Raw genomic sequence first — 19,200 nt, forward strand, 5'->3', positions numbered from 1 at the left:
CAACTTTACGCAGCAGACAACCCCACTTAGAGGCACCCGAGCATCATGGCACGCATGCAATCCATCCTCATGATCGAAGACGATGCCCGCCTGGCCAGCATGGTCTCGGACTACCTGCAGGCCAACGGCTACACCGTCACCCACGCGCCCGATGCGCAAAGCGGCCTGAACCAGCTCACCAACAACACGGTGGACCTGGTCATCCTGGATCTGATGCTGCCCGACATGGACGGCCTGCAGGTCTGCCAACGCATCCGCGCCCTGCCAGGTGCCACGGGCCAGACGCCCGTCCTCATGCTGACCGCCAAAGGCGACCCGATGGACCGCATCATTGGTCTGGAAATGGGCGCTGACGATTACCTGCCCAAACCTTTTGAGCCCCGCGAGTTGCTGGCACGCATTCGCGCTGTGTTGCGCCGCAAAGTCATGGATGCCGAAAGCGCGCACCACATCATGCAGTTTGGCAGCCTTGAAATTGACCGCGATGCACGTCGCGTCAGCGTCCGCGGCCAGGAATGCGAACTCACCTCTTACCAGTTTGACCTGCTGGTGGCCCTGGCCGAGCGGGCCGGACGTGTGCTCAGCCGCGACCAGATCATGGAAGCCGTGCGCGGCCGCGAGCTCGAAGCTTTTGACCGCTCCATTGACGTGCACATGGGCCGCATTCGCGCCGCCATCGAAGACGACGCCAAAAACCCCCAACGCATTCTGACCGTGCGAGGCGTCGGCTACGTGTTTGCACGCCAACAAGACTGAGCCTGCATGAAAACACCCTCCCGGCATTTGTACCTGCGCGTGTGGCTGGCCGCCGTGCTGGCTCTGGCGCTGGTGATGGTCCTGGCGGGCATCGCCTGGCACATCCAGCAACGCGACCGGGACCGCGAACGCAGCAGCGGCCCCATCATGTCGCGCATGCTGATCGTGCGCAACACCGATGGCGACGTGCTCGCCGTTGCGCCCCAATTGCCGCGCCGCGGGCAAGGCTACGAATTCCAGGTGGTCATGCCCAACGGGCAAGAGTTTTATCTGCAGGTGCCGCGCACCACACCCGGTGGCCCGCCACCATCGCGCGCCCTGCCGCCCTGGTGGGCACGTTCGCCCTATGGTTTTTTGTGGACCCTGCTGCTGGTCGGCATGGTCGTGGCTTTGGCTTTGTACCCGGTCATTCGCCGCCTGACCGTGCAGCTCGAACGTTTGCAAAACGGCGTGCAGCGCTGGGGCGAGGGCGATCTGAACGTGCGCTTTCCGGTGCAAGGCCAGGACGAAGTGGCCGACCTCTCGCGCCGCTTCAACGAAGCCGCCGATCGCATCCAGAACCTGATGAGTTCGCAAAAGTCCTTGCTGGCCAATGCCTCGCACGAGTTGCGCTCGCCGCTGGCTCGCATCCGCATGGCAATGGAACTCATGGAGTCGCCGCAACTGCACGATGACGTGCGCCAACGCACCCGTGCCGAAGTGCTGCGCAACATGGCCGAGCTGGACCAGCTCATTGACGAAATTTTGCTGGCCAGCCGCCTGGACGCCAAAGAGGCCGACATGGGCACCATCGAACCGGTGGAGCTGGTGGGCCTGTGCGCCGAAGAGTGCGCCCGCGTGGGCGCCAGCCTGGATGTGCCCGAGGGCCAGTTCCACTTTGAGGTGCAAGGCGTGAGCAAACTGCTGCGTCGCCTGGTGCGCAACCTGCTCGAAAACGCCAAACGCTATGGCGCCACAGCTGCACGCGGCGAGGAGTCCGACATTGAATTGTCGCTGCGCACCGAAAACGGCCGCACCGTGCTGCGCGTCAGCGACCGTGGCCCCGGCGTGCCTGCCGAGCTGCGCGAACGCATCTTCGAGCCCTTCTACCGCCTGCCCGGCGCCAGCGAGCGCGTAGGGGGCGTGGGCCTGGGCCTGTCGCTGGTGAAATCGATTGCCGAGCGCCATGGCGGCAGCATTCGCTGCGAAGACCGCGAAGGCGGTGGCGCCCGTTTTGTCGTGACGCTGTAAACCGCCAGCTTTCAGGCACACTTGGCGTCATGGCCAAAGACAAGACGACTTACAGCTGCACCGAATGCGGTGCCAGCAGCCCACGCTGGATGGGCAAATGCCCCGGCTGCGGCGCATGGAACACCCTGATTGAATCCGTTGCCGACACTGGCGCCGCGGGCAAAAACCGCTTTGGCAGCGCGCTGGCGCAAGGCCTGGCACCCGCCTCCGAAGTCACACCGCTGTCGCAAATCGAAGCGGTCGATGTGCAACGCCACCCCACCGGCCAGGAAGAACTCGACCGCGTGCTCGGCGGCGGCATGGTTGAAGGCGGCGTGGTCCTCATTGGTGGTGACCCCGGCATTGGCAAATCGACCCTGCTGTTGCAAGCGGTTGATGCGCTGCAACGCGCCGGCATGGACACGCTCTACGTCACCGGCGAAGAAAGCGGCGCACAGGTCGCGCTGCGCTCGCACCGACTGGGCTTGCTCGATTCACAGGTACCGGTGCTGGCCGAAATCCAGCTCGAAAAAATCCTGGGCACGCTGCATGCTCGCCAGCCCAAGGTGGCCATCATCGACTCCATTCAGACTGTTTATTCGGACCAACTCACCAGCGCGCCCGGCTCGGTGGCGCAAGTGCGCGAATGCGCCGCGCACTTGACCCGCGCCGCCAAGGCCAGCGGCACCGCCATCGTGCTGGTCGGCCACGTCACCAAGGAAGGTGCGTTGGCCGGCCCGCGCGTGCTCGAACACATGGTTGACACCGTGCTCTACTTTGAAGGCGACACGCACAGCAGCTTTCGTCTGATCCGCGCCATCAAAAACCGCTTTGGCGCCGTCAACGAAATTGGCGTGTTCGCCATGACCGAAAAAGGCCTCAAGGGCGTCACCAACCCCAGCGCCATCTTCCTGAGCCAGCACAGCGAGCCGGTACCCGGCAGCTGCGTCATGGTCACGCTTGAAGGCACGCGCCCCATGCTGGTGGAAATCCAGGCCCTGGTTGACAACGGCGGCCCCAGCCCACGGCGCTTGAGCGTGGGCCTGGAGCGCGACCGCCTGGCCATGCTGCTGGCCGTGCTGCACCGCCACGCGGGCGTCGCCTGCATGGACCAGGACGTGTTTGTCAATGCAGTGGGCGGTGTGCGCATCAGCGAGCCCGCAGCCGACCTGGCCGTCATGCTGTCCATCACTTCCAGCCTGCGCGGCAAAGCACTGCCCAAAGGCTTCATTGCGTTTGGCGAAGTCGGCCTGGCCGGCGAGGTCCGCCCCGCACCACGCGGTCAAGAGCGATTGAAAGAGGCCGCCAAACTCGGCTTCTCAGTGGCCATCGTGCCCAAAGCCAATCTGCCCAAAAAGACAGATCCCGCCCTCAAAGGCCTACAGGTGCACGGCGTCGAGCGCATCGAAGAAGCCATGCAGATCGTGCGCGGTCTGGATTAAGCACGCCCACACCCCGCCCGATAAAATCGCTCCATGCAACTCAACGCCTCCCACACCCTGCACATGGCGCGCGAAGCGCTGGACATTGAAGCCAGCGCCCTGCTGACCATGAAAGACCGGCTCGACGATCGCTTTGTGCAAGCGGCTGCGCTCATCCTGGGCGCTAGCGGGCGTGTGGTGGTGACCGGCATGGGCAAAAGCGGCCATGTGGGCACCAAGATTGCCGCCACCCTGGCCTCCACCGGCACACCCGCCATGTTCATGCACCCAGGCGAAGCCAGCCATGGCGACCTGGGCATGATCCAGGCGGGCGACGTGGTGCTGGGCCTGTCCAACAGTGGCGAGAGCGACGAGCTGGTCGCCATCCTGCCCGTCATCAAACGCCTGGGCGTGCCGCTGATTGCCATGACCGGTGGCCTGCAGTCCAGCCTGGCGCGCCATGCGAATGTGGTGCTCGACACCGGTGTCGCCAAAGAAGCCTGCCCGCTCAACCTGGCCCCCACCGCCAGCACCACCGCGCAAATGGCCATGGGCGACGCGCTGGCCGTGGCCCTGCTGGACGCACGCGGCTTCAAACCCGAAGACTTTGCGCGCTCACACCCCGGCGGCTCGTTGGGCCGGCGCTTGCTTACCCACGTGAGCGACATCATGCGCAAAGGCAGTGAGGTGCCCCGCGTTGCGCCCGAAGCCAGCTTTACCGAACTCATGCAAGAGATGAGTCGCAAAGGCCTGGGCGCCACCTCGGTGGTCAACGCACAAGGCCAGGTGCTGGGCATCTTTACCGACGGCGACTTGCGCCGCCTCATTGAAAAAGGCCAGGACCTGCGCCAGCTCAAAGCCAGCGACGTCATGCACGCCAACCCGCGCACCTTGCGCGACGACGCCCTGGCCGCCGAAGCTGCCGACCTGATGGAAGCACACCGCATCACCAGTGTGCTGGTGGTCAACGCACAAGGCGAACTGGTCGGCGCCATCAACACCAACGACCTGATGCGTGCGAAGGTCATCTAAGCCATGAGCACCCTGCGCACCCTCGAACCTGCCGTGCACTTTGCGCCCGAGCTGCTGCTCAAGGCCCAAGGCATCCGCATTGTGTTTTTTGACGTCGATGGCGTCATGACCGATGGCGGCCTGTACTTCTCCGAGCACGGCGAATCGCTCAAGCGCTTCAGCGTGCTCGACGGCCAAGGCCTCAAGCTGCTGCAACAAGCAGGCATCATCCCCGCCGTCATCACCGGGCGCGACTCCGCACCGCTGCGCCTGCGGCTCAAAGCGCTGGGCATCGAACACGTGCGCTTTGGCACCGAAGACAAACACCCCGCTGCCGCCGCCATGTTGCAGGAGCTGGGCCTGGACTGGTCGCAAGCCGCCGCCATGGGTGACGACTGGCCCGACCTGCCCGTCCTGCAACGCGTGGCCTTTGCCTGCGCTCCCGCGCAAGCCCACGCGCAGGCCAAGGCCCTGGCCGACCACATCACCACCGCACGCGGTGGTGAAGGCGCCGTGCGCGAGCTGTGCGACCTGTTGCTCGTGGCCAGCGGCCGCTATGTGCAGCTGCTCGACAACGTCGGCACCGACCGCGCCCACAAAGGCGCCTCTGCATGAAGCTGCCTGCGCCCCTGGCCCGCACGCTGGACCGCCTGAGCCTGTACACCCCCGTGATCGTCATGGGCGTGCTGGCGCTGGCCAGCTGGTGGCTGGTGCGCAGCCTGCCCGACCTGAACGGCCCGCAGTTGCCCAAAGTGGTCCGCTCCGACCCTGACTACAGCCTGCGCAACTTCTCAGTCCAGGCCTTTCGAGCGGACGGCACGCTGTACCGCGAAGTGCTCGGCACACAAGGCCACCACTACCCCAACACCGACGAGCTCCACATCGAACAAGTGCAATTTCGCGGACGGGCTGACAACGGCGCACGCATGAACGCGCAAGCCCAGCTCGGCATGGCCAGCAGCGATGGCGAACGCGTCACCCTGCAAGGCAACGCCGTGGCCGTGCGCGAAGCGCTGGGCACTTCGCAGGCCATGACCCTCAAAGGCCAGCAACTGGTGGCCTGGCCCAAAAAAGAGGAACTCAAGTCCTCGCAACCCGTGCGCATCGAACGCGCCAAAGACGTGTTCACCGGCAACACCCTCGACTTCAACGCCAAAACAGGCGAGTACCAATTGCAAGGTGAGGTGCGGGCGCAATTGGCCCCACGCAAACCCTGATTTGCGTCGCCCTTGCCGACGCACGGCCCTGCTACGATAGGGCAATGAATTCCCTTGAGCTGACCCTGCTGTACCTGCTGGCCGCCGTGCTGGGCGTGGTCGCGTGTCGCTCGCTCAAACTGCCGCCCATGCTCGGCTATCTGGCCGTGGGCGTCGTCATTGGCCCCAACGCCCTGTCCCTGGCGCAAAACACCACCGGCATCCAACACCTGGCCGAGTTTGGCGTGGTCTTTTTGATGTTCGTCATCGGGCTGGAATTCAACCTGCAAAAGCTGCGCGCCATGCGCAAACACGTGTTCGGGCTGGGGCTCATGCAAGTGGTTTTAACCATTGCTGTAGTCACCATCGGCTCTGCATTCCTGGCCGCCATGGCTCCCACCTGGTGGTTGCTGGACTGGAAAACCTCGCTGGCCCTGTCGGGTGCCATGGCCATGAGCAGCACCGCCATCGTCATCAAACTCATGGCCGACCGGCTGGAGCTGGAAACCGAACACGGCAAACGCGTGGTTGGCGTTTTGCTGTTCCAGGACTTGGCCGTGGTGCCCCTGCTGGTGCTCATCCCCGCACTGGGCGCACCGCCCGAAGAACTGGCCTGGGAACTGGGCAAAGCCGGCATCAAGGCCACGCTGTTGATCACCCTGCTGCTCACCGGCGGCCAGCGCATCATGCGCTGGTGGCTCACCCTGGTGGCCCGCCGCAAAAGCGAAGAACTGTTTGTGCTCAACCTGCTGCTGGTTACCCTGGGCCTGGCCTGGCTGACCGAACTGGCCGGCCTGAGCCTGGCGCTAGGCGCCTTCATTGCCGGCATGCTCATTTCCGAGACCGAATACAAACACCAGGTGGAAACCGACATCCGCCCCTTCCACGACGTACTGCTGGGCCTGTTCTTCATCACCATCGGCATGATGCTCGACTGGCGGCTTGTGCTCGAGCGCTGGCCCCTGGTGCTGCTGCTGGTCACACTGCCGGTGCTGTTCAAGCTGGGGTTGATCACAGCCATCGCCCGCCTGACAGGTGCCAGCACCGGCCTGGCGCTGCGCACCGGCTTGTACCTGGCGCAAGCGGGCGAATTCGGTTTTGTGCTGCTGACCCTGAGCAACAGCAACGAACTCGTGCCCCCCACACTCATGAACCCCGTGCTCGCCAGCATGGTGCTGTCCATGTTGGCCACGCCCTTCATCATCATGCGGGCTAACGACATCGTCATGAAACTGGTCGCCAGCGAATGGCTGCAGCAATCGCTGCAAATGACCACCATTGCGCGCAAGTCCATCAACACCAGCGCCCACGTCATCATCTGCGGCTACGGCCGCTGCGGCCAGAACCTGGCGCGCATGCTGGAGCAGGAAAACATCCCCTACATGGCGCTTGACCTGGACCCCGACCGCGTGCGCCAGGCCGCCGCCGCGGGCGACTCGGTCGTCTTTGGCGACGCCAGCCGCCTGCAGTCACTGGCTGCAGCCGGGCTGGCCCGCGCCAGCGCAGTGGTCATCACCTACCTCGACACCGCCAGCGCCCTCAAAGTGCTCGGCCATACCCACAGCCACGCCCCGCAAGTGCCCGTGATTGTGCGCACCAAAGACGACACCAACCTCGACAAACTGCAAGCCGCAGGCGCCGCCGAGGTGGTGCCCGACGCGCTGGAGGGCTCCCTCATGCTCGCCAGCCACGCGCTGGCCCTGGTCGGTGTGCCCGTGCGCCGCGTGTTCCGAATGGTGCAAGACCAACGCGAAGCCCGCTACAGCATGCTGCGCGGCTACTTTCATGGCGCCGACGACAGCAGCTTTGACGAACTCGAACACGAACGCTTTGCCACCGTCAGCCTGCCGCTGGACTGCCCCTGGCTGGCCAAACCCCTCAGCGCGCTGGCCCTGCACGCCGTTGGCGTACGCGTGGTCAGCCTGCGCCGCATCAACGGCACCACCGAAGCCCTGACAGATGACAGCGAACTGCGCTTTGGCGACACCCTGGTGCTGTCCGGCAAACCTGCCGCGCTGGCGCTGGCTGAACAAAAGTTTTTGAGGGGCTGACGTGAAGAAAGTGATCATCATTGCGGGGCCCAACGGCGCGGGGAAAACGACTTTTGCCAGAGACTTCTTGCCTGCTGAAGCTCACACACTCAAATTCATCAATGCCGATTTGATCGCTGCCGGCTTTGCCCCATTCAACCCGGAATCAGCCGCCATCAAAGCAGGTCGATTGATGCTTGAAGAAATTGATGAGTGCGTGCTTGCTGGACAAAGTTTCGCTTTTGAAACCACGCTCTCCGGTATCGGTTATGTGCGGAAAATCAAACTTTGGCGACAACTGGGCTATCAGGTCAAGCTCTGGTTTCTTGCACTGCCTTCAGCTGAAGTTGCCATTTCCAGAGTGGCCGTTCGTGTAGCACAAGGCGGACACAACATCCCTGAATCCGTTATTCGTCGCAGGTTTACCTCTGGACTTGAAAATTTCCACAGGGCGTACAAGGATGTCGTTGATTCTTGGGCGCTATACGACAGTTATATTCATCCACCGAAACTTGTTGACTGGAGCGAAAAATGAATACAACCGACATTCGAACATCCTCCGACCCCGATCTTGCTGGCTCCTATGCCGCCATGTTGCGTGCTGCGCGTGCAGCAGAAGATCTGGCCATCAAAACCGATACAGCCCTGATCGTCTCAGAAGGTGGACGGGATGTCCGGCTGACGGCACAAGAGCTCCTGCAGCGTCGCCAGAACCCATCCAACGAGCAATCTTGCGCCAACTGAACCAGCATGCACCAACAAAGCGTTCACGACTACCTTAAAAGCCACATCCGCACCGTGCCCGACTGGCCGGCGCCGGGGGTGCAGTTTCGCGACATCACGCCGCTGCTGCAAAACCCGCGCGTGTTTCGCGTGCTGATTGACGCCTTTGTCCACCGCTACATGGACCCCGCCCTGCGCCCCGACATCGTGGCCGGACTGGACGCACGCGGCTTCATACTGGGCTCTGTCGTTGCTTACGAATTGGGGCTCGGTTTTGTGCCCATCCGCAAAAAAGGCAAACTGCCCTTCACCACCGTTGAAGAAACCTACGAGCTCGAATACGGCAGCGCCACTGTCGAGCTACACACCGACGCCATCCAGCCCGGCCAACGCGTGCTGCTCATTGACGACCTGATCGCCACCGGCGGCACCATGATGGCCGGCAAACGCCTGATCGAGCGCTTGGGCGGCAGCATCTGCGAAGGCGCCGCCATTGTGGACCTGCCCGAACTGGGCGGCAGCCAACGCCTGCGCGACGAAGGGCTCCAGCTCTTCACCCTGCTCAGCTTCGAAGGCCACTGAAAGCGGACACCATGTTTGCCTTTCTGGACGTCAGCACCGCCTACTTCATTGCAGGGTTGATGTACTTCATCATGCCCCTGATCGTCTGGGGCAGCTTGCGTAACACCCGACACCCCAGCGTCACGCACTGGTTCATTGGCGGCGAATTTTTTGCCCTCGGCATCCTGCTGCTTGCCGTTCGTCCACAAGTGCCCGAATGGGCCAGCTACGACCTGGCCAACAGCCTGCTGGCCCTGGGCTCCCTCTTGCGCCTCAAAGGCCTGCTGCAACTCCAGGACAAACACCATCACAACGCGGCCCTCATCATCCTGGGGGTGGCGCACAGCGGCGGCTACATCCTCGCGCGCCAACTGCTGCCGGACACCCCGCTGTTCTTCGTCTGGTCTCTGCTGTGCATCGCGCTGGAGCTGGGCCTGCTGTCCTGGCACGCCCACCGCATCGCCCAAGACCAGAGCCTGCCCAGCATGCGCTGGCTCGCGGGCATCTACACACCCCTCGTGCTCCTGCTGCTGGTGCGCGCCACTACCGCTGTGCTTTGGGGGAATGAACCCCCCAACATCCTCACCAACAACGCCGTCAGCGTGTGGATCGCGATGCTCGGTGTGGTCGCTGCCGTCGTCAGCAACACCAGCTTCCTGGCCATGTTTGTGGAACGCGCCGCCAAAGAACGCGAGGCCCAGCTCGCCCTGACCGCCCAGCGCCAGGCCACCGACATTCTGGCCAGCAAAATTGCCGAACTCGACCGCCAGCGCAGCGCCTACACCATGGCCTCCACCCTCAGCCACGAGCTCAGCCAACCGCTGACCAGCATCCAGCTGTACCTCGACATCTGGCGCGCCAACCCGCAACACACCGAACTGCAAACCATCCTCCAAGGCGTGGACGAAAGCACCCAACTGGCCACCGGCATCCTGCAGCGCATGCGCGACTACGGCAACAGCCAACGCATCCAGCTGCAAACCGTCGACCTGCTCAAAATTCACCAACAAGTCATGGCCCTGCTGCACAACTGGCTCAAGGCCGAAAACATCAGCACCCAACTGCACACCAACACCCCCGCCGCCCTGATTGAAGGCGACGCACTGCAACTGTCGCAAGTGCTCATCAACCTCTACCGCAACGCCGCCCAAGCCAGCGCCCAGCAAGCCAGGCCGCAGCTGCACATACACATCAGCAGCAGCCCCAGCCACGTCACCCTGCAAGTGCGCGACAATGGCCCCGGCTTCTCGCCAGAAGCACTCGCACAGGGTGGCCGCGTCAACTTCACTTCCACCAAAGAACAAGGCATGGGCATCGGCCTGTCCATCGTGCGCAACATCGTCGAGCAACACAACGCCGACATCACCCTGAGCAACGCCCCCGAAGGCGGCGCGCTGGTGCAAATTACGTTTCCCGCAACAAAGTAGGCAAGTGGAAATCACCCTGTCGCGTTGAAGGCTCGCGTTTATGCAGTTTTCTTTGCGCGCGTCTTTAGCCTGGGTTTTGGTGCCGGGTTAACCAAAGAAGCATCTACTGCGTTGGGGGCATTTACACCCTCTGGGACTTTGGTCAAAGTCACGCCCTCCACACCTACGACAGCCCCCGGCAAAGGCACAGCATCAGGACCGCCATCCATGGCGAATCCGCCTACACCAATTTTGAACCCGACATTAAGCTGATACACCCCTTCGTGAAGATCGAAGTGGCGAATCAGGACCCCAGTCAATGACTGGATGCTCAGCGAATGAGCTTGTTCAATGGGAGACATGTGCTTGAGCTCCGAATTGTTCAGACGTGATCCAATTGTTTTTGCTGTAAATGCCCGTGCCCACACTCTCTGCCGGAGCCTTCAATTCAACGGTGACCTTGTGGTCATGCGTATGAGCATGTTTAATCGCAACCTGTGATAGGTATTGCTCCAGGGCAGACACCACCACAGCGTTCAGTTTGACGCCATCCTTCTGGGCCCTGACAGCCGCTGCCCTATGCAGCGCCGGCCCAACACGCACATTAAATAGGCCACTGCATGGTTGCTGGGGCTCTCGCCCCAATTGACGGCAGGTCTCCAAATAGTCATCTACAGCGGCACGGAACTCATGCTGAAGCTCAGCAACAGTCATAGCTTCATAAGTCACCAAATCGTTAACGAAAAGCAGCTTTCCGAAAAGAACACCTGTAACCATGTCCATCTCGGCAGAACCCAGATACCCCTTGTGCTCAAGTGTCATGCTCATCTCCCGGCCTCAAGCAGGCCCAACTCTTCCAACGTCTCACGAACCTCTTTGATGTAACAAGGCTTGACCTCGTTACCCGGATGCGGTTCGTGCAAGCTCATCAAGCTGTCGAGCTCCGCGTTGTAAAACTTTCTCCGAGACCCGCTGTTTGTAGCCATCTTGTATCCAAGATGCCTCAGAGCCAGCACCAACTCATCCCACTTGATGTTGCTCGGGGTTGGCTTGGCCCTGATTTTTTCAATGATTTTGTCTGCTTGTGCCATGTTGCCCAACCAAGACAGCTGAATATTGTAACTGACGTTCAGTTACTATTTGCCGTCAATCAGTTCATACTCAACGCCCTAACGCAATAGCCCCATCGCGGCCAGAAGCCGCGATGGGGAGGCGCCTTACGACAAATGCACGTTGCTTTGGGCAATGTGCTGGTCAATCAGCACCTGCAGGCTTGCATCTCCTGAGTACTGGTAGACGTTGAAGGTCTGGCCGTTTTGGGTGACCTGGCCTTGGGCGGCCCATTGGCCTTCGGTGTGGCCGTCGGCAAAGAGCTGGCTGAGCTGGACCACGTCGGTGGCGTCGCCATGGACTTGGAGGATGTGGAGGCCATCATCGCGGCCAGAGGCCGCTCCTACCAACACGTCGCTCACATTGAGCTGCAGGATCTGGGCGGTGCCGTCAGTCATGTCTACCGCCCCGTAGGAGCGGTCTCCGGCCGCGATCACCGCATTCAAATCCAGCACCGGTGCCTGGCTCACATTCAGCCAGGCATCGGTCATTTGCGTGGTGCTGCCGTCGGTGTGCTGCACCGTGGCCAGGCCGTCCAGAATGTTGCCGTTTTGCGCGGTCTGCGTGGCGGTGTGGGCCAGGGCAATGCTCTGCACGCCCACATCGGCCAGCGACTGCAGCTCGCCCGCGTCGGTGGTGCCGTCGGTGTCGGCGTCCACCCACACGCGCAGCTGGTTGAACACCGCGTCGCTCAGGTCAATCTGGCCGTCGGCGTTGGTGTCGTACTGCCCCAGGGCCTGCCAGCCGTCGCGCGCCAGCGAGCCATCGGCCAGGCGGGTGCTGGTGCCCAGCAGCTCGGCGCCGCTGTTGATGGTGCCGTCGCCGTTCAGGTCCAGGGCCAGCCAACCGTCATGGCGGTCCACCCAGGCGGTCTGCTGCGGCGTGCCGTTGGCCAGCAGGTCAAACAGCACACCGTCGGCCAGCGAGGTCGTCTGCACGCCGTCGCCGTTGAGGTCCAGCACCAGCGGCGAAGCCGACAAGGTCACCGTGGTCCCAGTGTTCTTGACCCACACCTGCGCACCCGTGGTGTCGTGGTTGTACAGGTTGTAGGTGTTGCCGCCGTAGGTGGCCGTGCCCGCGCTCGCCCACATGCCAGTGAGGCCGGTGTTGCCCCCCGCACCGTCGGAGAGCAGATTCTGCAGCGACACGGTGTCGGACGCCGTGCCATTGACCATGAACTGCACCTTGCCGTTGGACGTGAAGGCATTGGCCATGCCCAGGCTCAGCACATCGTTGGCGCTCAACGTCAGCGAGCTGCCGCCTTGCAGCTCAAACACCTCGACCTGCTGGATCGACTTGACCGTCTGGTTGTTGGTGAGTGACACCAGGTTGAGCGTAGTGTTGGCGGCGAGCTTGAGGGTGTCGATGCCCATGCTGCCGTTGATCACATTGCCCGCAGTGCCCAGCAGCGTCTGCGCGTTGGTGCCGATGTTGAGCACATCGTCACCGGCGAGCATGTCGGCCACGCCACCCGTGTAGCTTAGCACCGCACTATTGTTGGTACCAGACACGCCATCAACACCCAATGTGAATGGCGATGTTCCGCCTGCAGTCAGCGAACCATCTGCAGCCACCGTGTTCGGCGTGAACGAGAAGTTGTCAAGCTTGATATCGCCGTTGTTGGTGCCGTTTGCCGTGTTGTCTGCCGACAGGGCAAGAATAACGTTCTTGGTTGTGGTTGCGGTATAGGTGGCCTTGAAATGGCCAGTCTCATAACCGTTGGTGGTGAAATTGATGGCAGTACCGTCAAAGGTCAGGGTTGGCGCTACCGTACCAAACCCGTTCATTTGGTAGTCAAACTCAAACGTGTACGTTTTGCCAGCAATGACACTCATCGTCTCTTGCCAGAAGGTACCACTGGAGCTGAGGTTCACTTCCAGCAAAGTGCCACTCATCTTGCCGTTCGGGTTACCCGAATAGAAGTTCGGGTTGGCTGAATACGTCGTGCTGTACGTCGACATCGGGGTCGCGTTGTAATCGGTTGTCCACTTGAGGTTGGTGTTTGCAGTCGTAACTTCCGCACGGTGCGTTCCCAGCACGGCAGTAACCGTGGGCACGTTGGTGGTAAGTGCATACATGTTGCTGCTGAAATGGTTCATCGTGGTCGTATACGGGACGTTGTTGGTCGTAAACCCTGTATTGCCCCCGCTGAAATCGCCGTTTACAACCGTATTGCCACCGCCCAAAGAACTTACCGTCCACAGGTTGGACAACACGCTGCTGTTGCCCAGCGCATCAACTTGTCGCGCACTGAAGGTGTTGCTGCCCGAGCCCACGGCGGTGCTGGTGGCCAAGCCAGAGATGGACCACGTGCCATTGCTGGTCACCGTGGTGGTGCCGACCAGGTTGGTGCCGGTGTTGTCGTACAGGTAAATGGTGTCACCCGCATTGCCCGTACCGCTCACGGTGCTGAGCGTGTTGGTGGTGCTGCCGTTGTTTGCGATGCTTGTGCTGGACGAATCGGTCACAGAAGTGATGAACGGCGCGGCTTCGGTGAAGTCGGTCGTCACAGCCTGTGTCGTCATGGCACCGCCGGTGCTGGAGCTGGTGTTGAACACCTGCGCCGTGTAGGCCCAGTTGCCGGTGTAGCCGTTCAGGTCGGTGATCTCCCAGGCCTGGCCCGCCACTCTGGCCTCGCCAATGAGGGTGCCGTTGGCATAGACCCGGACCACTTCGTTGGCACCCAAGTTGGCACTCAGCGTACCCGAGACCAGACGGCCTGCGCTGCCGTCGTTGGTGGTCCAGTCGGCGTTGGCGCCCGACAGGCTGCTGTCTTTGGTCATGCTGCTGAAGGCGGCAGTGGTGGTTATGGCGGTGCTATCGTCCACCAGCACTTTCATGGTGCTGTCCACCAGCACCTGGGCGTTGGTGGTGCTGTGGTTGTAGACCTTGTAGGTGTGTGACACACCGTCCACGCCCGTCAGGGTGACGGTGCCTTTTTCTTCCCACTTGCCGCTCAGGCCGGTGTTGCCCACGGTGCTGTTGGTGGTGACGCCGTCGAGCTTGAGGTCGTTGAGCACCAGGGTGTCGCTGCTGGTGCCTTGCACCACAAACTGCACTTTGTTCTGGCTGGTGGTGCCTGGGCCGGAATTGGACCCGTTGCCAGCGCTGGTCGTGGCAAAGCTGTAGGGCGCCATCGGGCTGGCGGTGCTGCTGGCCGCTACGCTGGTGCCGGTGTTGGTGCCGCCCAGTGAGAGGACATCGTTGGCGGACAGTGCCAGCAAGCTGTTGGACTGCATCTGCACCACCTCGACCTGGGTGATGGTTTTGACGGTTTGGGTGCTGGTCAACGCTTCGAGGTTGAGCACCGTGCCAGCGGCCAGCTTGAGCGTGTCCACGCCACCACTGCCGTCAATGAAGTTGCCTGCAGTGCCGAGCAGGGTCTGTGCATTGGTGCCGATGTTGAGCACGTCGTTGCCGTCGAGCATGTCGGCGGCACCGGCGGTGTAGGTGATGGCGGTGGTGGTGCCATCCACATTGTTGGTGAACGGGGCTGTGCCGGTTGAAAGCGAGTTGTCGCTTGGGGGCGTGTTCTTCACGAAGGACACATCGTCCAGCAAGAGGTCGTTCTGGCTTGCGGTTGTGGTGGAACCGTTGTCCGCCACAATTTTGAGCGTCACCGGGCCGGTGTGGTCGGCTGTGTACGTGACATAGGCAGTACCGACGGAGCCGTAGTAGCCATTCGCTGCAGTAACAGCCGGTGGTGTTGTACTCCAGGCCAAAGCACCGTCGATGCTGGCACCAATGTAGCCTTGCGTTTGCGAAATGGCGTAGTCAAAGCTGAAGGTATAGGTCGCACCCGCCACCACGTTGACAGTCTGCTTCCAGACGGCGATCTCTGTGGTGACACCATCCAGAGAAGCGGCCAGGATCTTGTTACTGCTATTGGCAGCATCCCATGCCATCAGGGCGTTGATCGTGGCTTCGCCCACCACTTTCATGTTTTCTGAGCTGGTGTAGCTTTTGGCATAGCTGGTGCCGTGCGCCCAATTTGTGGGGGTTGTGTCAGTCAGCGTCTTGGCTGTCGAGCCCGCCCAGTTGTTTGCGAACTCGGTGATAGTGATGACCCCCACAGAAGATGTTCCGGTGCCACTCAGGGCTGTGGTGGAGTTGATGGTGGCGGCCTCGGTCTCACCTGCCGTGATCTGGTTGGCAAAATTGCCATTGCTGACCATGTTGTTCGTGGACGTGACGGTCCACAGGTTGGACAGCACGCTCGAATTGCCCAGTGCATCGACTTGGCGGGCGCTGAAGGTGTTGCTGCCCGTGCCCACGCCTGCGGCGTTCGCAACACTGATCGTCCAGGTGCCATTGGCCGCCACTGTGGTGGTGCCCACCAGGTTGGTGCCGGTGTTGTCGTACAGGTAAACCGTGTCGCCCGCTGCGCCCGTACCGCTGACGGAGCTGAGCGTGTTGGCGGTGGTGCCACCGCTGCTGATGGAGGCGTTGGCCGAATCCGTTACGCTGGTGATGACCGGTGCGGCTTCGGTGAAGTCGGTGGTCACGTTTTGCGTGGTCGCCGGGCCGGCGTTGTTGGCCGCGTCCACCACTTTGGCGGTGTAGACCCAGTTGGCGTTGTAGGCGTTCAGGTCTGTCACTTCCCAGGCTTGGCCCACCGTGGTGGCGTAGCCGACCAATGTGCTGCCGTTGACGTACACGGCCACTCTCTGGTCGCCCGTGAGCGGCGCACTGATCGTGCCCGACACCAGTCGGCCTGCGCTGCCGTCGGCGGTAAACCAGTCGGCGTTGGCGCCGGTCAGGCTGCTGTCCTTGGTCATGCTGCTGAAGCTGACCGTTTGCGTAGGCAGGGCCTGGTAGGCAATGCTGACAGTGTTGTTGGTCTCTGCGCCGTCGGCGTTGAAGTTGCCAGCCAGGTCGCTGAACTTGGTGTTGTCCACATGCACGGTACCAGTGCCCGATGCGCCGCTGGTGGGCACAAAGGTGGCGGTATAGGTGGTGCCGCTGCCACTGAAGTTGATCAGCGAGCCGCCGGTGACAGTGACGTCGTTCACATCAAAGTCGGTAGCCGCTTCGCTCAGGGTGAAGGTGACGGTTTCGGTCTGGCCCGCGCTGAGTGTGTTGCTGGTGGCGCGGGTGATGGCGATGGTGGGCAGCTGGGTGTCGATGGTGAGGGGGTGGGTGTCCACGCCGTTGGCACCAAAGCTGGTGGTGGCCGTGGTGGTGCCCTGGTTCACGATGGTGCTGCGGATGGTGTAGTTGCCGTCCGCTAGGCCAACGCCGGGGTCGGTCCAGGTCCAGCTGGTACCGGTGACCGTCGCATTGCCGCTGCGCACCACCTGGTTACTGCTGTCGAGGATCTCAACAAACACATCGTGGCTGGCGTCCACAAATTCCACCGGCACGGTGCCGCTGTAGGTCAGGGTGTTGTCGCTGGTGACAAAGTCGTTGGCTGCCAGCAGGTTACCACCGCTGAAGGTATCTTGGCTGATATGCGCAATGGTAATCGGGCTGATGGTGTTGACCACCACCGGCACATCCACCAGCACCTGGGCGTTGGTGGTGCTGTGGTCGTACACCTTGTAGGTGACCAAACCAATTTGCACAGTGCCCATGTAAGACCAGACGCCAGACAAACCGGCGTTGCCGGCCACGCCGGCGCTGCTGGTGATGCCGTCGGCGCCCAGGGTGTCGAGCTTGAGCACGTCGGTGCTGGTGCCCTGCACCACCATTTGCACCTTGCCAGTGCTGCTGGTGATGCCGGTGGGCGCGGTGCTGCCGTCGTTCACCTGTGCGGTGCTGGCAAAGCTGAAGGGTGCCATGGTGCTGGCGTTGGCGCCGCCCAGGCTCAGCACGTCGTTGGCCGACATTTGCAGGGTAGAGCTGCCTTGCAGCTTGAAGATTTCAACCTCTTGAATCTTCTGCACGGTCTGGTTGCCGGTCAGCGCCTCCAGGTTGAGCGTGGTGCCTGCAGCGAGCTTGAGTGTGTCGATGCCTGCGCCGCCGTCGATGAAGCCGCCTGCGGCCAGGATGCTTTGCAGGCTGGTGCTTGCAACGGTGATGGTGTCGTCACTGCCTTCGGCATCCAAAGCACCTGCGGTGTAGGTCAGGTTGTCGGGGTTGGGTGTGGCGGGTGGAGTGCCGCCTGCGGTCAGTGAGTTGTCTACCGGTGCCGCCGTCTGGACGAACGAGAAGTTGTCCAGCACAAAGTTGCCATCGGCACCGCCGTCTGCAGAGCCGCGACCAAAGGCATTGATATTGAAGTCAATGGTGCCCGTGGTGGTGGCCGTGAAAGTGGCACTGAAGTGACCGCCCTCTTCAAAGCTGGCAGTGTTTTTGCTGGTGAAGTTGATGGCCGTGCCGTCGAGCACCAGCTGCAACTTGGAAAAACCATCCATGTAGTCAAACGCAAAGGTGTAGGTCTGCCCGGCCACCACGTTCAGGGATTCACCCCAGATTTTGGTCGCCGTGGTGTCGACCACGCCGCCCCAATAGGCAACACCAGTGATGGCGCCGTCCGGATTGGCATGCATGGTGGTGGAGGCAGCACGCGCACCCCAGTCAGATGACCAGCTGATGTTGCTGGTCTTGGTGGTTGCAGCCACTGTCCCGGTCTTGGCGACCTGGTCCGTTGCCAGGCTGGAACTGTGTGCGGCAAAGCTGTTGGACACATAACCAGCCCCGCCAGCCGTCAGCCAGTAGGACGCCTGATCAGCATATGCAGCGGTAGAAACGATGGTCAGGTCAGAGGTGAAGCCCGTGTTGCCGCTCGCAAAGTCGCCGTTGATGGCGAGGTTGGTGCTGGCGGTGGTGGTCACTGTCCACAAATTGGAGAGTACGCTTTCGTTGCCCAGCGGGTCAACCTGCTTGGCGGCAAAGGTGTTGCTGCCTGTGCCGACGTTCAGACCTGTGACCGTCCAAGTGCCGCCTGCCTGCACCACGGTCGTGCCCACCAGATTGGTGCCGGTGTTGTCGTACAGGTAGATGGTGTCGCCCTCCACGCCGGTACCGCTGACGCTGCCCAGGGTGTTGGCGGTGGTGCCGTTGTTGGCAATGCTGGCGCTGGTCGAGTCGGTCACGGCGGTGATGACGGGTGCAGCTTCGGTCAGGTCGGTGTTGACGACCTGCGTTTGCACCGGGCCGGCATTGCCTGCGGGGTCCACCACTTTGGCGGTGTAGGTCCAGCTGGCGCTGTAGCCGCTGGTGTCGGTGATGGCCCAAGCGGTGCCGGTGTCGTTGACTACGGCGGTGCCAATGAGGATGCCGTTGCTGTAGACCTGGACGGTTTCGCCTGCGCCCAGCGGTGCGCTCAGGAAGCCCGAGACCAAGCGGCCGGCGCTGGTGTCGGCGGTGGTCCAGTTGGCGTTGCCGGTGCTTAGGCCCGAGTCTTTGGTCATGCTGGAGAAGCTGACCGTTTGGGTGGGCGCCTGGGTGTCGTAGTCCACGCTGACCTGGTTGTCGGTCTGGGTGTTGCTGCCCTGGCCGGGCAGGTAGGTGTCTTGGTTGGCGTTGCCTGCGGCGTCGGTGAACTTGCCGGCTTGCACGCCAATGGTGCCCACACCTGCCGTGCCGCTGGTGGGCGTGAAGGTGGCGGTATAGACGGTGGAGCTGACAGGCGTCCAGTTGCTGAGGCTGCCACCCGTGGTGGTGACGCTGCTCTGTGTGAAGTCGGTGCTGGCCTCAGACAGGGTGAAGGTAACGAGCTCAGTGGTGTGCGGGGCACCAGTGCCGCCCAGGGTGAAGCCCGTGGCGCGGGTGACGACCACCGTCGGCGTGACGGTGTCGTAGCTGACGGGCAGGTGGTTGTTGAGGTCACCGC

At 62.1% G+C, this 19,200-nt stretch carries 15 protein-coding genes; 11 read left to right on the forward strand and 4 right to left on the reverse strand.

The genetic code is table 11. From position 1 onward, the window contains the following. The first annotated feature begins 45 nt into the window (after nt 1–45). Genes AAFM15_RS00145 through AAFM15_RS00195 form a run of 11 tightly spaced genes read left to right on the forward strand, consistent with a single transcriptional unit; the run spans nt 46 to nt 10,334 of the window. Entirely contained in the window at nt 46–756 is a 711-nt protein-coding gene (locus AAFM15_RS00145) for a response regulator (RefSeq protein WP_371833056.1), read from the forward strand. 6 nt (nt 757–762) lie between these two features. Continuing rightward, the gene (locus AAFM15_RS00150; protein ID WP_341684672.1) at nt 763–1,986 is read left to right on the forward strand and encodes a HAMP domain-containing sensor histidine kinase; all 1,224 of its coding nucleotides are present in this window, start codon (nt 763–765) and stop codon (nt 1,984–1,986) included. Nucleotides 1,987–2,015: 29 nt separating this feature from the next. Next, nucleotides 2,016–3,407 (forward strand): DNA repair protein RadA, encoded by a 1,392-nt coding sequence (radA, locus tag AAFM15_RS00155; RefSeq protein WP_341684673.1) that lies wholly within the window; start codon nt 2,016–2,018, stop codon nt 3,405–3,407. Nucleotides 3,408–3,440: 33 nt separating this feature from the next. Further along, entirely contained in the window at nt 3,441–4,418 is a 978-nt protein-coding gene (locus AAFM15_RS00160; protein ID WP_341684674.1) for a KpsF/GutQ family sugar-phosphate isomerase, read from the forward strand. A gap of 3 nt (nt 4,419–4,421) precedes the next feature. Continuing rightward, a complete protein-coding gene (locus AAFM15_RS00165; protein WP_341684675.1) occupies nt 4,422–5,012 on the forward strand; it encodes an HAD hydrolase family protein in 591 nt (196 codons plus the stop codon). After that, nucleotides 5,009–5,614, forward strand: coding sequence for an LPS export ABC transporter periplasmic protein LptC (lptC, locus tag AAFM15_RS00170; RefSeq protein ID WP_341684676.1), 606 nt, complete (start codon nt 5,009–5,011; stop codon nt 5,612–5,614). Before AAFM15_RS00165 ends, lptC begins: the two co-directional genes overlap by 4 nt. A gap of 44 nt (nt 5,615–5,658) precedes the next feature. Next, nucleotides 5,659–7,644: a monovalent cation:proton antiporter-2 (CPA2) family protein gene (locus AAFM15_RS00175; RefSeq protein WP_341684677.1), complete on the forward strand. Its 1,986-nt coding sequence runs from the start codon at nt 5,659–5,661 to the stop codon at nt 7,642–7,644. A gap of 1 nt (nt 7,645) precedes the next feature. Next, complete coding sequence (locus AAFM15_RS00180; RefSeq protein ID WP_341684678.1) at nt 7,646–8,158, forward strand: zeta toxin family protein; 513 nt, start codon at nt 7,646–7,648, stop codon at nt 8,156–8,158. Next, nucleotides 8,155–8,367 (forward strand): hypothetical protein, encoded by a 213-nt coding sequence (locus AAFM15_RS00185; protein WP_341684679.1) that lies wholly within the window; start codon nt 8,155–8,157, stop codon nt 8,365–8,367. The genes AAFM15_RS00180 and AAFM15_RS00185 overlap by 4 nt, the downstream gene beginning before the upstream one ends. 6 nt (nt 8,368–8,373) lie before the next feature. Beyond that, on the forward strand, nt 8,374–8,928 hold the full coding sequence (locus tag AAFM15_RS00190; protein ID WP_341684680.1) for an adenine phosphoribosyltransferase: 555 nt from the start codon (nt 8,374–8,376) through the stop codon (nt 8,926–8,928). 11 nt (nt 8,929–8,939) lie between these two features. Next, nucleotides 8,940–10,334 carry a HAMP domain-containing sensor histidine kinase gene (locus AAFM15_RS00195; RefSeq protein ID WP_341684681.1) on the forward strand — a complete coding sequence of 465 codons (1,395 nt, stop codon included), beginning with the start codon at nt 8,940–8,942 and terminating at the stop codon, nt 10,332–10,334. Nucleotides 10,335–10,372: 38 nt separating this feature from the next. Here the strand turns inward: AAFM15_RS00195 and AAFM15_RS00200 are convergent, their stop codons facing one another. The 4 genes from AAFM15_RS00200 to AAFM15_RS00215 all read right to left on the reverse strand — a co-directional run. Further along, entirely contained in the window at nt 10,373–10,675 is a 303-nt protein-coding gene (locus tag AAFM15_RS00200; RefSeq protein WP_341684682.1) for a hypothetical protein, read from the reverse strand. Continuing rightward, on the reverse strand, nt 10,662–11,135 hold the full coding sequence (locus AAFM15_RS00205; protein ID WP_341684683.1) for a type II toxin-antitoxin system HicB family antitoxin: 474 nt from the start codon (nt 11,133–11,135) through the stop codon (nt 10,662–10,664). The genes AAFM15_RS00200 and AAFM15_RS00205 overlap by 14 nt, the downstream gene beginning before the upstream one ends. A 2-nt stretch (nt 11,136–11,137) precedes the next feature. Then, on the reverse strand, nt 11,138–11,404 hold the full coding sequence (locus tag AAFM15_RS00210; RefSeq protein WP_341684684.1) for a type II toxin-antitoxin system HicA family toxin: 267 nt from the start codon (nt 11,402–11,404) through the stop codon (nt 11,138–11,140). A 126-nt stretch (nt 11,405–11,530) separates the two neighbouring features. Beyond that, on the reverse strand, nt 11,531–19,200 hold a 7,670-nt coding region (locus AAFM15_RS00215), incomplete at its 5' end, for an Ig-like domain-containing protein (protein ID WP_341684685.1).

Source organism: Limnohabitans sp. (genome assembly GCF_038134685.1).
Taxonomy (GTDB): Bacteria; Pseudomonadota; Gammaproteobacteria; order Burkholderiales; family Burkholderiaceae_C; genus Limnohabitans_A.